The sequence below is a fragment of the Rhodoferax sp. GW821-FHT07F03 genome (genome assembly GCF_059418745.1).
On record NZ_JBWKQM010000014.1, the window covers coordinates 115,575 to 130,658 of the forward strand.

General features: G+C 62.4%; 14 protein-coding genes. 3 read left to right on the forward strand and 11 right to left on the reverse strand.

Annotated elements, in window-relative coordinates; all coding sequences use genetic code 11:
- Positions 1-24: 24 nt before the first annotated feature.
- Both cueR and AC07R0_RS21130 read right to left on the reverse strand, forming a co-directional pair.
- Entirely contained in the window at positions 25-414 is a 390-nt protein-coding gene (gene cueR / locus AC07R0_RS21125; RefSeq protein WP_495097896.1) for a Cu(I)-responsive transcriptional regulator, read from the reverse strand.
- Between the two features lie 14 nt (positions 415-428).
- Positions 429-2,819, reverse strand: coding sequence for a heavy metal translocating P-type ATPase (locus AC07R0_RS21130; protein WP_495106327.1), 2,391 nt, complete (start codon positions 2,817-2,819; stop codon positions 429-431).
- Positions 2,820-2,992: 173 nt separating this feature from the next.
- Between AC07R0_RS21130 and AC07R0_RS21135 the strand changes: the two genes are divergently transcribed.
- Positions 2,993-3,199: a heavy-metal-associated domain-containing protein gene (locus AC07R0_RS21135; RefSeq protein WP_495106328.1), complete on the forward strand. Its 207-nt coding sequence runs from the start codon at positions 2,993-2,995 to the stop codon at positions 3,197-3,199.
- Between the two features lie 13 nt (positions 3,200-3,212).
- Here AC07R0_RS21135 and AC07R0_RS21140 read toward each other — a convergent pair whose 3' ends face one another.
- Entirely contained in the window at positions 3,213-4,634 is a 1,422-nt protein-coding gene (locus AC07R0_RS21140; protein ID WP_495106329.1) for an MFS transporter, read from the reverse strand.
- 106 nt (positions 4,635-4,740) lie between these two features.
- On the reverse strand, positions 4,741-5,673 hold the full coding sequence (locus AC07R0_RS21145; protein ID WP_495106330.1) for a CysB family HTH-type transcriptional regulator: 933 nt from the start codon (positions 5,671-5,673) through the stop codon (positions 4,741-4,743).
- A gap of 442 nt (positions 5,674-6,115) precedes the next feature.
- Here AC07R0_RS21145 and AC07R0_RS21150 point away from each other — a divergent pair, with 442 nt between their 5' ends.
- Positions 6,116-8,161, forward strand: coding sequence for an SPFH domain-containing protein (locus tag AC07R0_RS21150; protein WP_495106331.1), 2,046 nt, complete (start codon positions 6,116-6,118; stop codon positions 8,159-8,161).
- A gap of 134 nt (positions 8,162-8,295) precedes the next feature.
- Here the strand turns inward: AC07R0_RS21150 and AC07R0_RS21155 are convergent, their stop codons facing one another.
- The 4 genes from AC07R0_RS21155 to AC07R0_RS21170 all read right to left on the reverse strand — a co-directional run bounded on the left by AC07R0_RS21155 (position 8,296) and on the right by AC07R0_RS21170 (position 11,333).
- On the reverse strand, positions 8,296-9,036 hold the full coding sequence (locus AC07R0_RS21155) for an amino acid ABC transporter ATP-binding protein (RefSeq protein ID WP_495106332.1): 741 nt from the start codon (positions 9,034-9,036) through the stop codon (positions 8,296-8,298).
- A complete protein-coding gene (locus AC07R0_RS21160; protein WP_495097764.1) occupies positions 9,033-9,725 on the reverse strand; it encodes an amino acid ABC transporter permease in 693 nt (230 codons plus the stop codon). The genes AC07R0_RS21155 and AC07R0_RS21160 overlap by 4 nt, the downstream gene beginning before the upstream one ends.
- A 16-nt stretch (positions 9,726-9,741) precedes the next feature.
- The gene (locus AC07R0_RS21165) at positions 9,742-10,437 is read right to left on the reverse strand and encodes an amino acid ABC transporter permease (protein WP_495097763.1); all 696 of its coding nucleotides are present in this window, start codon (positions 10,435-10,437) and stop codon (positions 9,742-9,744) included.
- A gap of 68 nt (positions 10,438-10,505) precedes the next feature.
- Positions 10,506-11,333 (reverse strand): ABC transporter substrate-binding protein, encoded by an 828-nt coding sequence (locus AC07R0_RS21170; RefSeq protein ID WP_495106333.1) that lies wholly within the window; start codon positions 11,331-11,333, stop codon positions 10,506-10,508.
- A gap of 228 nt (positions 11,334-11,561) precedes the next feature.
- Between AC07R0_RS21170 and cysK the strand changes: the two genes are divergently transcribed.
- Positions 11,562-12,536 carry a cysteine synthase A gene (cysK, locus tag AC07R0_RS21175; protein WP_495106334.1) on the forward strand — a complete coding sequence of 325 codons (975 nt, stop codon included), beginning with the start codon at positions 11,562-11,564 and terminating at the stop codon, positions 12,534-12,536.
- A 45-nt stretch (positions 12,537-12,581) separates the two neighbouring features.
- Here the strand turns inward: cysK and AC07R0_RS21180 are convergent, their stop codons facing one another.
- The 3 genes from AC07R0_RS21180 to AC07R0_RS21190 are packed head-to-tail and all read right to left on the reverse strand — an operon-like array spanning position 12,582 to position 15,072.
- Positions 12,582-12,935 carry a FlxA-like family protein gene (locus tag AC07R0_RS21180; RefSeq protein WP_495106335.1) on the reverse strand — a complete coding sequence of 118 codons (354 nt, stop codon included), beginning with the start codon at positions 12,933-12,935 and terminating at the stop codon, positions 12,582-12,584.
- A gap of 51 nt (positions 12,936-12,986) precedes the next feature.
- Positions 12,987-13,739, reverse strand: a complete 753-nt coding sequence (locus AC07R0_RS21185; protein ID WP_495106336.1) for an ABC transporter ATP-binding protein — start codon at positions 13,737-13,739, stop codon at positions 12,987-12,989.
- Positions 13,740-13,755: 16 nt separating this feature from the next.
- Positions 13,756-15,072 carry an ABC transporter substrate-binding protein gene (locus tag AC07R0_RS21190; protein ID WP_116607054.1) on the reverse strand — a complete coding sequence of 439 codons (1,317 nt, stop codon included), beginning with the start codon at positions 15,070-15,072 and terminating at the stop codon, positions 13,756-13,758.
- Positions 15,073-15,084: the final 12 nt, after the last annotated feature.

Below are 15,084 nucleotides of genomic sequence, written 5' to 3' on the forward strand. Positions count from 1 at the left end.
GAGGCTTAAAAAGCTTGTAGAAATTTAGCCTTTGTCCAGCTGCTCCAGGATGGGGCATTCGGGCCGGTCGTCGCCATGGCAGCAGTGCACCAGGTGCTCCAGCGTGGCTTTCATGGCCAGCAGTTCCTGGGCTTTTTGTTCCAGCTCCTGGATATGCGCCTGGGCCAGGGCCTTGACCTGGCGGCTAGGGCGCTTGCGGTTCTGCCACAGGCCTACAAGTTCGCCGATCTGCGCGATCGAGAACCCCAGGTCGCGCGCCCGACGGATGAACTGCAGGGTGTGCACCTCGGCCTCGCTGAACTGGCGGTAGCCGGCCTCGGTACGGTTGGGTTCGGGCAGCAGGCCTACTTGCTCGTAGTGGCGGATCATCTTGGCCGACACGCCCGAGGCCTTGGCGGCCATGCCGATGTTCATTGCGATGGCTGTATTCATGCTTTTTTCTCCGTGGATGCAGCGGGCCGCCAGCGGCTCAGCAGCAGGGCGTTGGCGACCACACTCACGCTGCTTAGGGCCATGGCAGCGCCAGCCACCACCGGGTTCAGCCAGCCCAGGGCCGCCAGCGGTATGCCGACCACGTTGTAGGCAAAAGCCCAGAACAGACCGCGCCGGATGGTGGCATAGGTGCGCCGCGAAATGTCCAGCGCGTCGGCCACCAGGCCGGGGTCGCCATGCATCAGGGTGATGCCGGCCGTTTCCATGGCCACATCGGTGCCGGTGGACATGGCGATGCCCACGTCGGCCGTGGCCAGGGCCGGTGCGTCGTTGATGCCGTCGCCCACCATGGCCACTACCTGGCCAGCGGTGCGCAGGGTTTGCACGGCGGTGGCCTTGTCGGCGGGCAACACCTCGGCCTGCACCTGCTGTATGCCCAGCGCCTGACCCACGGCTTCGGCGCTGCCGCGGTTGTCGCCGGTCAGCATCACCGTGGCGATGCCCTGGGCATGCAGGCGGGCCACCGCCGCACGGGCCGTGGGTTTGATGGCATCACCAAAGGCCAGCAGGCCCAGCAATGTAGGTGTGCTGTCTTGGCGCAGCAGCCAGGAAATAGTGCGTCCTTCCGCTTCCAGGCCTTGGGCCTGTGCCGCCAAGGGGCCTAAGTCCAGCCCTTGCAGCAGGCGGCTGCTGCCCAGCTGGTACAGCTGCCCGTCCACCACGGCTTCGACCCCGCGCCCCGGCAGCGCGCGGGCCTGTTGGGCAGCGGGCACCGGCAATTGCTCGGTCTGTGCCAGGCGGTCTACCGCGCGGGCTAGCGGATGTTCGCTACTGTGCTGCAAGGCGGCGGCCAGGGTCAATACCTCGTCGCGGCTCTGGCCGGTGGCGGGCAGCACCGCCACCACAGAGGGCTGGCCCTGGGTCAGAGTGCCGGTCTTGTCGAAAGTGACGGTGGTGACAGCGTGGGCCACCTCCAGTGCTTCCGCGTCCTTGATCAGAATGCCGTGCCGCGCGGCCACACCGGTGCCCGCCATGATGGCCGTGGGTGTGGCCAGGCCCAGCGCGCAGGGGCAGGCAATCACCAGCACCGCCACAGCGTTCAGAATCGCTTGGGACGCGTCGGCGCCCACCAGCAGCCAGCCCACCAATGTCAGCAGCGCAATGCCCAGCACCACGGGCACAAACACCGCGCTGACTTTGTCCACTGTGCGCTGGATCGGTGCCTTGGCTGCCTGGGCAGATTCCACCAGGCGGATGATGCGGGCCAGCCGCGTTTCCGCACCCAGGGCCCGGGTGGCTAGCGTCAGCGCGCCCTCGGCGTTGATGGCGCCGCCGGTGACATGGTCGCCCACGGTTTTGGCTAGGGGGCGGCTTTCGCCGGTGATCAGCGACTCGTCCACATGGCTGCTGCCCTCGACTACCTCGCCATCCACGGCAATGCGTTCGCCGGGGCGCACCAGCACCCGATCGCCCAGCACCAGTTGGTTTACCGGCAGCTCCAGCAGCTCGGTGCCGCGCTGCACCCGGGCCGTGGCGGGGCGCAGCGCATTCAGCGCACGGATGGCGTCGGCGGTCTGCCGCTTGGCCCGGCCCTCCAGCCATTTGCCCAGCAACACCAGGGTGATGACGGCGGCCGAGGCTTCAAAGTACAGGTGCGGCATGCCGTGGCCCGCATGCTGGAACAGCAGGTAAACCGACAGGCCATAGGCGCTGCTGGTACCCAGCGCCACCAGCAGGTCCATATTGCCGGTGCGCGCGCGCAAAGCACCCCAGCCGGCACGGTAAAAGCGTGCGCCCAGCCAGAACTGCACCGGCGTGGCCAGCGCCCACTGGGTCCAGCCGTCCAGCATGGCATCTATGCCCAGCCAGCCGAGCAGCATGGGCAAGACCAGGGGCAGGGTGAGTACCGTGGCGACGGCTACCGGCCACCAGTCCGGCAGTCGCCTGGCAGGTGCGGGTGCGGCCAGGTCTTTGGCGGTGTAACCGGCTTTGGCGATGGCGGCTTTCAGCGCCGCTGGCGTCACGCTGGACAGGGCCTGTACGGTGGCTTTCTCCGTGGCCAGATTCACCGAGGCGGACAGCACGCCGGGCAGCTTCAGCAAGGCTTTCTCGACCCGGCCCACGCAGGACGCGCAGCTCATGCCTTCAATCTGCAGGCTGCTTTCGGTGGTTTGCACCGCATAGCCGGCACGCTGCACGGCCGCTGCCAGCGTGGCGGTGCCTACCGTGGCGTCGGCCTGCACCGAGGCTTGTTCGGTGGCCAGGTTGACGCTGGCCTCGTGTACGCCCGGCACGGCTTTGAGGGCTTTTTCCACCCGCGATACGCAGGATGCGCAGCTCATGCCGGCAATGCCGAGTTGAAGGGGGGCTGCTAGGGTGGAAGACATGGTGCTTGTGTGTGGTGGAATCGGCTTCATGTTGAAGCTTCCCACCATGGCAATGTCAAGGATTTGTTCAGGAAATCAATGCAGCCAGGGCGGTTACTGAAAAATCCGGCTTGACCTTGCCATCGTGTGAAGGTCCACAGTATGCCCATCTATCCACTAACGAGGAACATTCCATGATCAGCTTCGAAGTCCAAGACATGACCTGCGGCCACTGCGCCAGCACCATCACCAAGGCCGTGCAGGCCACCGACCAGGCCGCCCAGGTGCATATCGATCTGTCGGCGCACCGCGTGGACATTGAGAGCCGCGAAGCCGATGTGCAGGCCCTGCGGGAGGCCATCAGCGACGCGGGCTATACGCCGGTCCCGTTAGCGGTCTAGTAATCGCGTCGTTTCAGCGAGCCCACAGTCGGGCAAAGCTGGCGATGGACGCCAGGCCGGCTGATGCGGCGCCCAACGACAGTGCCCAGGTGGAGCCTTGCATGCCGGCCAGGCTGAAGCACAAGGCCACCAGGGCGGCACCGACAGTCTGGCCCAGCAGCCGCGCCATGCCGATCACGCCGCTGGCGCCGCCGCTGCGCTCGGGTGGCGCGCTGGACATCAGAGCCTTCAGGTTGGGTGACTGGAAGAAGCCAAAACCCGCACCGCAGAGTGCCATGCGCAGCACGATGTCAAGCGTGTGCGGGTTGTCCGGCAGCAGCGCCAGCGACGCCATGCCCAGGGTTAGCAGCGCCAGGCCCACGCCGCCCAGCAGGCCCGGCGGGTAGCGGTCAGACATGCGGCCCGCTATCGGCGCGGCCAGTGCCACGATCACTGGCCAGGACATCATCAGAAAGCCGGTGTCGATCGGGTTGCGGTGCAGCACCTCTTCAAAGTAGAAAGGTAGCGACACAAAGGCCAGGCCCTGGGCCGCGAAAGACGCCATGGCGGTAATGGTGGACAGCGCAAACATCGGCCGGCGGAACAGATCCACCGGCAGCATGGGTGCGGGGTGGCCGGCCTGGCGCCGCAACAGCAGCAGGCCGGTGACCAGGCTTAGGCCCAGGGGCGGCAACACCACCGTCGCTGCCTCACGCTGGGCGGCTGAGCCCAAGGCGAAGATCAGCGCCGAGAAGGTCACGGCGGTCAGCGCGGCGGCCAAGGGGTCAAAGCCATGGCCACGCCGGGGCGATTGCGGCAGCGAAGTGAACGCAAACGCCAGGGCCAGCAGGCCAAGCGGCACATTGATGGCAAACAGCCAGGGCCAGGACGCCACCGCTAGCACCAGCGATGCCACCGCCGGGCCCAGGGTGAAGCCTACGCCGACCACCAGCGCGTTCATGCCCACACCACGGCCCAGGCGTGCGGGCGGGTAGATCAGCCGTATCAGCGCGATGTTCACGCTCATCACCCCGGCGCCGCCCACGCCCTGCAAGGCGCGCGCAAAAGCCAGCTGGGGCAGGGTGCTGGCAAACGCGCAGGCCAGCGAAGCGGCGGTAAACAGCGTCAGGCCGCCGATGAAGATGCGCCGTGGCCCCACCAGGTCGCCCAGGGCGGCAAACGGCAGCAGGGTCGCCACTACCGCCAGTTGGTATGCGTTGATGATCCAGATGGAGTTGGCCGCCGGCGCGTGCAAGTCCGCCGCGATGGCCGGCAGGGCGGTGTTGGCGATGGCGGTGTCCAGCGCGCTGAGCACCACGCCCAGCAGGATGGCTACTAGCGCCAGCACCTCGTGGCTTTTGGGTTGGCTGATGGCGGCTGTGTGTGCCGTGGGTGAGGTGGACGACAGGTCGGACATGGGCGAAATCAGGAGGCCCCGCAGCGCGGCCGAGGGCATGGGTAGCGGGCTTGACTAAGTAGTAACCCGAATGCAGCCGATACTAACGGCAAGCCGTAAACAGTATGGGCCGCTAGGGTACTCGCGGCTCGCGGGCCAACGGAGATCAGCCGGCGAAGTTGTTCTGGCCCAGTGCCTGTTCCACCACCTCCCGCGTCAGCGTGGGAGCAAATGAGGCGATGAAGGCGTACACATAGCTGCGCAGATAGCTGCCCCGGCGCACCGCCAGCTTGGTCAGGTTGATGCCGAACAGCTCGCCCGCGTCGATGGCGCGCAGCGACAGGTCGCGTTCTGCCTCGAAGGCGATGGACGCCACGATGCCCACGCCCATGCCCAGCTCTACATAGGTTTTGATGACGTCGGCATCCATGGCGGCCAGGGCGATGTGCGGCGTCAGTTGCTGCTGGGCGAACGCGTCGTTGATGCGCGTGCGGCCGGTAAAGCCGTTGTCGTAGGTGATCAGCGGGTAGGCGGCCAGGCGCTCCAGCGTCAGCGGTGCGTCCAGCAGCGGGTGACCGGGTGGCACGATGACCGAGTGCGTCCAGCGGTAGCAGGGCAGCACCACCAGCTCTTCATACTGGTCCAGCGCCTCGGTGGCAATGCCCACATCGGCCTCGCCGGACAGCAGCATTTCTGCCACCTGGCCGGGCGAGCCCTGGTGCAGGTGGAAGGTCACGCTGGGGAACAGCGTGCGGAATTCCTGCACCGCCGCCGGCAGCGCATAGCGGGCCTGGGAATGGGTGGCGGCGATGGCCAGTTGGCCGTTTTGCTGGGACATGTATTCCTCGCCGGCGCGGCGCAGGTTATTGCTGTCCAGCAGCATGCGTTCAATGATGGGCAGCACATGGCCGCCAGGGTCTGTCAGCCCGGTGAGCCGCTTGCCGGCGCGCACGAACAGCTCAATGCCCAGCTCTTCCTCCAACTCGCGGATCTGGCGGCTCACGCCGGGCTGCGAGGTGTGCAGCACATTGGCCACTTCGGTCAGATTGAAACCGCGCCGCACCGTCTCGCGCACGGAGCGTAATTGCTGAAAATTCATGGAGAAAAGCCCTGCCTGATAACCAAACCAGCGGCGATTATTTGGTGTAAATATTATTTCTCAAAAGAATAAATTGTTTATTTCATATAGTTAATCGATCTATTGAGTTGGTGTGAGTAGAACTTCGGGGTCTTCTCAAAATGGTGGATGGGTAGAGCCGGAGCTGACGGGATAGGGCGGCAAACTGTGCATACTAAGGTCAGCACATGATCGTTCCGCAGGCCAAGTATTCGAATAGTCGCAAGAGCACACTGAAAACCTGTCAGTACAGGCTGTTTTCCAAGCGCTTGCCAAAGCCTCGATATTTTCCCTCTAGCGGGGGCCTACCATTTGGGGTGAACCGCGAAGCTGCGTTCATCCACCTTCGTCCATCTAGACATCCTGGAATGGGTGTCTCAGAAGGCTCCGAAACTCTCAAGAAATCCAACCAAGAAAGATGAATATGGACATGGGTGATGTCGTTTTTAACCATATAGGCGTCGTGTTAACCGTTGCCGTAATACTGGCATTCTTTGCGTTCTACAAGTGGACCTTTCGGCTCTTTGGCGTGGTGATCGTGCCTGACGATTCCATTGGCACTATCACCAAAAAATTTGTGCTGTTTGGCGCCAACCGGGAACTGCCTCCAGGAAAAATTGTGGCGCTCATGGGGGAGGCGGGCCTGCAAGCCGATACCCTGGCGCCTGGGTTGCATTTTTTCTTGTGGCCCTGGCAATACACCATCGAACTGGTGAAGTTTGTGATTGTTCCCGATGGCAGTATTGCGGTCATCGAAGCTTGCGACGGGACACCATTGCCCGACGGACGGGTGATCGCCAAGCAGGTTGTGTGCGACAACTTCCAGGATGCACGTGCGTTCCTGGTCAATGGCGGTGAGCGCGGGGTACAGATGTCGGTTATTCCGCCTGGTGCATGGCGTATCAACACTTTGCTGTTCACGGTGCACATCGACACCATGACTGTGATCGAACCGGGCAAGATTGGTATTGTTGAGGCGCGGGATGGGCAGGCGCTGTCTGGCGGTCGCATTATTGGTAAGCAAGTTGCCTGTGATTCGTTCCAAGATGCACAGGCCTTCATGAGTAAAGGTGGTGAGCGTGGCCCCCAAATGACCATCATTCCGCAAGGCAAATACCGGATCAATCCACGGTTGTTCAAGGTTTCCATGGCTGCGGTGCAGGACGTGCCAGACAACAAGGTTGGCATCGTGACGACACGTGAAGGTGCGTCCTTGAAGACCGGTGAAATCGCTGGCTCCGAAGTGCCCGGCCACAACTTGTTTCAGGACCCCCAGGCGTTTGTGGACAACGGTGGTACCAAGGGCCTGCAGGAGCAGGTATTGCTTGCCGGACGCTACTTCATCAACCCCATGTTTGCGACTGTCGAGATCATCGACATGACTGAAGTGCCTATCGCGTCGGTCGGCGTTGTTGTCGCATTCGTTGGCAAGGCCGGTGACGATGTGACGGGGGTCGAATTCAAGCATGCCAATATGGTGCGCCGCGGTGAGAAAGGTGTCTGGGTAGATGTTCTCGATCCAGGAAAATACGCAGTCAATACCTATACCCACAAGGTGCGGGTGGTCCCGACCGCGAACGTCGTACTGAACTGGGCGACCGGCAAAATGGAAGCCCACAAGCTGGACGCCAACCTATCCACCATTTCGGTTCGTTCGGCTGACGGTTTCACCTTCAACCTGGATGTCAGCCAGATCATCCATATTCCGCGTAACGATGCCCCCAAGGTCATTGCGCGCTTCGGCAGCATGGAAGCGCTGGTGACACAGGTACTGGAGCCCACTATTGGCAACTACTTCCGCAATGCTGCGCAGAGTTCCGACGTCATCGACTTTCTGAAGAAGCGTACAGAGCGCCAAGCCGATGCCAAGGAAGCTATTGCCCGCGCATTGAAGGACTACGACGTGGGGGCTGTGGAGACCCTGATTGGTGATATCAGCCCGCCTGCTGACCTTATGAAAACCTTGACCGATCGCAAGATCGCCGAACAAGAGAAAGTTACCTACAACACCCAGATGGAAGCCCAGGGCGTGAAGCAGCAACTGGAGCAAGCCACCGCACTGGCCAACACCCAGGCGCAGGTTGTAGACGCTGAGCGTAAGGTTGCCATTGCCGACTTCTCTGCCCAGGCCGCCGTGAAGACGGCTGACGGCGCTGCGCGGGCGAAAAAGATCAATGCCAGCGCGGACGCAGAGGTGATCCGGGTAACCGGCGAGGCCGAAGCCGGCAAAACGCTGGCGGTCGGGCAGGCGGAGGCGACGGTGATCAAGCAGAAGATTGACTCCATGGAGTCCGGCAACTATGCAATCGTGCAGGTTGCACAGGCACTGGCTTCCGCAGGTGTGAAACTGGTACCCGAGGTAGTTGTGAATGGAGGGTCGAAGGAAGGCGGCGGTACCTTGGTGGACGTGTTGCTTGCAGGACTGGTGAGGGATCAGCGCACGGGGCATATAGCCCATACGGGCTCATAAATTGGCGGAATGCATGTGTAGCCTGCATCTGCGCTGCGGGACCGGGATTTAATCGAGAGAAATGTGCCGCTGGCGCAGATAGTACCTGTGCAGTATGCTATTTATTTAATAGCTAATCCTTGTGCATATGCCGCTCACGCTGGCGTATACGGCGAGCGGATATCGGCCAGGAACTGCTGGGCGCGTGGGTGCTGCGGCTGGCTGAAGAAGCTGTGCGGGTCGGCGCGCTCCAGCACCCGGCCGGCGTCCATGAACAGCACGCGGTCGGCCACCTCGCGGGCAAAGCCCATTTCGTGCGTGACGCAGACCATGGTCATGCCGTCCTTGGCCAGGGCGCGCATGACTTGCAATACCTCCCCCACCATCTCGGGATCGAGTGCGCTGGTGGGTTCGTCGAACAGCATCAGCGGCGGCTGCATGGCCAGGGCGCGGGCGATGGCCACGCGCTGCTGCTGGCCGCCGGATAACGCGTTGGGGTAGGCATCGGCCTTGTGCGCCAGGCCCACGCGGTCCAGCAGGGCCAGGGCTTCTTCCCGGGCAGCAGCCGGGCTCAGGCCGCGCAGGCGTACCGGCGCCAGTGTGCAGTTCTGCAGCGCTGTCAAATGCGGGAACAGGTTGAACTGCTGGAACACAAAACCTATGCCGGAGCGAAAGCGGTTCAGGTCCACGCCCCGGCGGTGGATGTCCTCACCGTTGATCAGAATCTGGCCAGACTGGATGGACTCCAGCCGGTTCAGCGTGCGTATCAGCGTGGACTTGCCTGAGCCCGACGGGCCGCAGACCACCACCACTTCACCACGTTCTATGGTTTCAGAAACGTCTACCAGCGCGTGGTAATCGCCATACCATTTTTGGACTTGTTGGAACTGGATCATGCGCTTGCTTTCACAGAGAGGGTGCTGCGCCGTTCCAGCCAGAAGGCGAAGCGCGACAGGCCGAAGCACAGCACAAAATAAGTCAGGGCCAGCAGCGTGTAGACCTGGGTGCTCTGGGTGAACACCTGGGTATTGATCTGCGCGGCAATAAAGGACACCTCGGTCAGGCCGATGATGTAGCCCAGCGAGGTGGCCTTGATAGAGTCCACAAACTGGTTCACTAGCGAGGGCAGCATGTGGCGCAGGCCCTGGGGTAGGATCACCAGGCGCATGGCGGCCAGGTAGCTGAAGCCCAGCGAACGCGCGCTCTCCATCTGCCCCTTGGGCACGCCAAGCACACCGGCCCGCACGATCTCGGCCAGGTACACGCCGTCGAACAGCACCAGCGCCATCAGCATGGTGCTGAACTGCTCGGTCTTGTGGCCGGTGATGCTAGGCAGGAAGAAGTAGGCCCAGAAGATCACCATCAGCAGCGGCACACTGCGCACCAGGAACACCAGCGCGGTAATGGGCCAGCGCAGCCAGCGCCAGGGGCTGACGCGCGCCAAGCCCAGCAGCAGCCCCAACGGCAGGGCCAGCAGCAGCGCCAGCGCCGCCAGTGAAACGGTCAGCGCCAGGCCGCCCAGAGGCCCGTTCGGGTACTGGCCGACCAGAAAGTAAATCCAGTAGGTTTGTATCAGTTCCAACATGCTTGTGGTCGCCTGCTTATATGGAACGCACCGGGTAGCGGTGCTGGTACCAGACGCCCAGGCCGGTGATCAGCAGCGCCACCGCCAGGTAGGCGCTGGTGGTGAAGGCAAAGGCCTCCATGCTGCGAAAGGTGGCCGATTCAACCTTGGCCGCCTGGTACATCATCTCGGCCACGCCGATGACGGTGGCCACGCTGGTGTCCTTCCACAGGTTCAGTGTTTGCGACAGCAGTGGCGGTATGGTCACGCGCAGCGCTTGCGGCAGTACTACCAGGCGCATGGTGGCGATGAAGCCAAAACCCAGTGCGCGGCTGGCCTCGGTCTGCACCGTGGGTACGGCGCGTATGCCGCTGCGTATGTTTTCGGCCATATAGGCTGCCGTGTACAGCGTCAGTGCGACGATGGCGCTCAGCGCCTCGATATTGCCGGCGTACAGCCATTCCTTTACCGGGTCGGGCAGCAACTCGGGTGCGCCGAAGTACCAGAACAACAGGTGCGCCAACAGCGGCACGTTGCGGATGCTCTCCACATACAGCCAGCCCAGGCTGCGCAGCAAGCGAAAGGGCGACAGGCGCAGCAGGGCGACCACCATGCCCAGCGGCAGCGCCAGCACCAGGGTGATGCTGGCCAACTGCAGTGACAGCACGAGGCCACTGAGCAGCCAATCGTGGTACTGGCCGGTCAGCAGCAGGTTCAGATCAAAATTCAGCATGTGCAGCTATAAAAAGAATCCGCACCACCCCGTGCAGAGGTGGTGCGGACAGGCACGAAAAATCGCGGTTAGATTTGGTCGCTGTCGATCTTGAAGCTGCGCTTGTCGAACTGCAGCTTGGTGGCGGGGCCATACCATTTGACGAACAGCTTGTCGGCTTCGCCCGAGCTTTCCAGTTCACGCAGCACGCCGTCCACCGTGGTCTTCAGGCTCTTTTCGCCTTTCTTCAGACCCAGGGCCAGGGGCTCCACGCTGATGCTTTGCGACAGGATGGCGTAGTCCTTCTTGGCTGCACCCAGCTTGGCGTAGTCGTTGACCAACGAGGCCTCGTCATTCACATAGCCCACGCCCTTGCCCTGCTGCAGTGCCAGAAAGGCCTGCTGCGTGGTTTCAAAGGTCACCACATCCACGCCAGGCACGGCCTTGCGGATGTTCGGCTCTTGCGTTCCGCCCTTCACGGTCAGCACCTTCTTGCCGCCCAATTGGGGCAGGTCGTTGATGCCGCTGGCGGTCTTCACCAGCACCTTCTGGCCGGTGACGAAGGTGGTGAGAGAAAAGTCCACCTGCGCTTCACGTTCCTTGTTATGCGTCAGCGACGCGGCCAGGATGTCCACCCGGCCTTGCTGCAGCTCGGGAATACGCGCAGCCACGGCCAGCTGTTTGAAGACTGGCTTGACGCCGATCTTCTTGGCGATGGCATTGGCGATGTCTACCTCGTAGCCGACGATCTCGCGGGTCTTGGCATCGACAAAGCTGTTGGGTTCGTCGGTGCCCAGTACGCCGATGACCAGCTCGCCTTTTTTCTTGATGTCATCCAATTGGTCGGCCATTGCGGCGTGGGACAACAGGGTCGCAGCGAGTGCGGTGGCAATGATTGCGGCGGGACGGAATGGCATTGTGTGGTTCGCTCAGAGAAGTAATGAGGAGGCCGACTGTAGGCATGCCGCTACATGCTGTGAACGAATGAATGGCGATATTCAAGATGGAAAAACGCATAAGCGATGTGGCAATAGGCCGTAGTCAGGTTCTCATGCATACAGCTTGTATGGAACTGATTTTTTCTTCGTTGGAGCCACCACGCTTTGATCCTAAAGTGGTCTTTTTCACCACGGAGCACGCCCACCATGACCGCGATTTACGCAGACAACTCCTTGTCCATAGGACGCACACCGTTGGTCCGCCTCAAGCGCATTACCGACGGTGCCAAGGCTACGGTGCTGGCCAAGATCGAGGGCCGTAACCCTGCCTATTCGGTCAAATGCCGTATCGGCGCGGCGCTGATTTGGGACGCGGAAAAGCGCGGTTTGCTAGGCCCCGGCAAGGAAATTGTGGAGCCCACCAGTGGCAATACCGGCATCGCCCTGGCGTTTGTGGCGGCAGCCAAAGGCATTCCCATCACCCTGACCATGCCCGAGACCATGAGCATTGAGCGGCGCAAGATTCTGCTGGCCTATGGCGCCAAGCTGGTGCTGACCGAGGGCGCCAAGGGCATGAAAGGCGCCATCGCCAAGGCCGAGGAAATAGTGGCCAGCGACCCCAAATACGTGCTGCTGCAGCAGTTCCAGAACCCGGCCAACCCGGCCATCCACGCCACCACCACCGGCCCTGAAATATGGCAGGACACCGATGGCCGCATCGACATCCTGGTGTCGGGCGTGGGGACCGGCGGCACCATCACCGGCGTGTCGCGCTACATCAAGCAGATCCAGGGCAAGGCCATTATTTCGGTGGCCGTGGAGCCATCGGCCAGCCCGGTGCTGACGCAAAAGCGCGCCGGTGAAGAGCTGAAACCCGCGCCGCACAAGATCCAGGGCATAGGCGCGGGCTTTGTGCCGGATGTGCTGGACCTGTCGCTGGTGGATGCCATAGAGCAGGTCAGCAACGACGAGGCGCTGGACTATGCGCGGCGGTTGGCGCGCGAGGAGGGTATCTTGTCCGGCATTTCCTGCGGCGCGGCGGTGGCCGCTGCTGTGCGCTGGGCCAAGAAACCGGAGAGCGAGGGCAAAACCATCGTCGTGGTGCTGCCGGATTCGGGTGAGCGCTATCTGAGCTCGGCCTTGTTTGAAGGTGTGTTTGACGCGACTGGCGCCGCTGTATAGCCGCTGCTGAGGGATCGGCTCTGAGGCTGGGGCCTCAGATATGCCTCAAGCGTAGGTGTCGATCAACTCACCCAGCCCCGGCGTACGTTTTTTGGGCGCAGTTGGCGCTTGCGCAGCAGCGTCGGCTGCGTCTGGCTTGGAACTTTTCTGGATTTTCAGCGCGTCAGCTTGTTGGCGCTGTTGCTGCAGGGCGGCGATTTGCGCCTGCAGCATCTGGATCTCATTCTGCAGCAACTGGCTTTGGGTTTCCTTGGCCTTGGCATCCATGTCGCTGGCGGCCAGGTTTTTCAGCTCGGTCGTCACTGCCTGGATCTGCTTTTGCAGCTTGGCGATGGCGTCAGAAGTCCCGCTGCCTGACGAGGCGGAGGACGACGTTGCGCTGATGGATGAGACGTTCATGCTTACTTTATCGGCCGCCAGCGCGCGGACTTGAGGAAGAAATGGGCGGTATTAGCCTGCCAATTCCTCCGCTATGGCCTCACCAAAGTAGAACGACTGGATATCGGAGCGCTGCCGTAGTTCTGCGGTGGTGCCCGTCAGTACGGCTACCCCTGTGTCCAGTACCGTGGCCCGGTCTGCATATTGCAGGGCGACAGTGGAGTTCTGCTCGGCAACCAGAATGGTCAAGCCCTCGTCCTGGTTCAGCCGTTTCAGTTGCCGGAAGATGTCTTGCACCACCAGCGGCGCCAGGCCCATGGAGGGTTCGTCCAGCACCAGCAGGCGGGAGCGTGACATCAGCGCGCGACCAATGGCTGTCATCTGCTGTTCCCCGCCGGAGGTCAGCCCTGCCAGTGCGCGGCGCTTGTCCCGCAGGTGCGGAAAGATGGCGTAGACGCGCTCCAGATCCTGGGCCAACTCGGCCCGGCTGGCGCTGCGGCCCAGGCCACCGGTCAGCAGGTTTTCTTCTACCGTTAGGCTGCGGAAGCAGTGGCGGCCTTCCAGTACCGGTACCAAACCCTGCCGCACCAGGGCGGCAGGGCTGGTGCGGGATACGTCGTGCCCGTCAAACACAATGCTGCCCGCCGTCACCTTGCCACGCTCGGCCGGCAGCAGGTTGGACACTGCCTTCAGGGTGGTGGACTTGCCCGCGCCGTTGGCGCCCAGCAGGGCGTGGATTTCGCCCGCCCGTACATCGAGGCTGACGCCGCGCAGAGCGACGATGGCGTTTTGGTAGATCGCCTCTACGGCTTGGAGCTGCAGCATATGTGTGTCGTCAGGCTCAGTCGTTGATGCTGGTGCGTACCTTGATGTTCTTCTCCTTGGCGTAGGCCAGGGACGACTTTTCAATGATGGGGCGCAGCAGTTTCCAGTCGGGGGCGATCCAGTCGGACACCACATTCCATTTGCTGCCATCCCATTGCTGGAAGGCCACGCGGCCATCGCCTTCGTGGTTGTCCCAGGTCACGTTGATCGAATGGAACAAGCCCTTGGCACCCAGTGCGGCGGCGCGGGCTTCGTCGATCTTCAGGTTTTCCAGGCCCCAGCGGATTTCGTCACCGGTCAGCGTGCGTTTGCCGAACTTGGCCTGGGCGATGCGGATGGCTTCCACGTTCAGGATGCCGTTCAAAATGCCCAGGTTGTGGTAGCGCGTACCGATGCGCTTCTTGTCTTCCAGATTGCCCTTGCCGGCGTCGTACACCGTCTTCACGATGTCCTGCACCACGGGAAACTGCGTGCCGGCGGCCACGCTGGTGATGGCCACATAGCCCTTGGCGGCGTCGCCAGCGGGGATCACGTCTTCTTCGGAGTTGGACCACACATTGCCGATGATGTGGTCGGCCGGGAAGCCGGTCTTCTGCGCGGTCTTCAGCGCCACCGGGTTCATCACGCCCCAGCCACGCAGCACCACGTAATCGGGCTTGGCGCGGCGGATGGTCAGCCACTGTGACTGCTGTTCATTGCCAGGGTGTGGCACTTCGATTTGCTGCACCGTGAAGCCGTATTTCTTGGCCAGCAGCTCATAAATTGGGATGGTCTCTTTGCCGTAGGGCGAGCCGTGGTACAGCACTACGATCTTCTTACCCTTGAGCTTGTCTTCACCACCCACCTTGCCGGCGATGTAGTTCACTATCCCTGAGGTTTCGCTGTAGGGGTTCAGCAGCAGCGGGAAGATGTACTTGAAGACCCGGCCGTCGGTGGTGTCGGTGCGGCCGTGGTTGATGGTCAGCAGGGGTACCTTGTCGGCCGTCACGCGGTCGATCAGCGCGTAGGCAATGCCGACCGACAGCGGGTTCCAGGCGGCGATGCCGGGTTTGGTTTTCAGGCGCTCGTACACCTCCACGCCGCGTTCGACCTCGTACTGGGTTTCGCCTTCTTCCCAGGTGAGCTTGACGCCACCCACCCCGCCATCGCGGGTGTTGACCAGGTTCAGATAGTCAATGAAGCCGCCGAAGAAGCCGGTGCCGCCGGCAGCATACGGGCCTACGCGGTAGCTTTGCAGCGGAAAGAATTGTTCGTCGGCCTGGGCCGCTTGCAGGCCGCTGATGGCCAGCGTAGCGGCGATGGCCGCAGTACGCAGGTTTTTGATGAAAGACATGGATGAAAACTC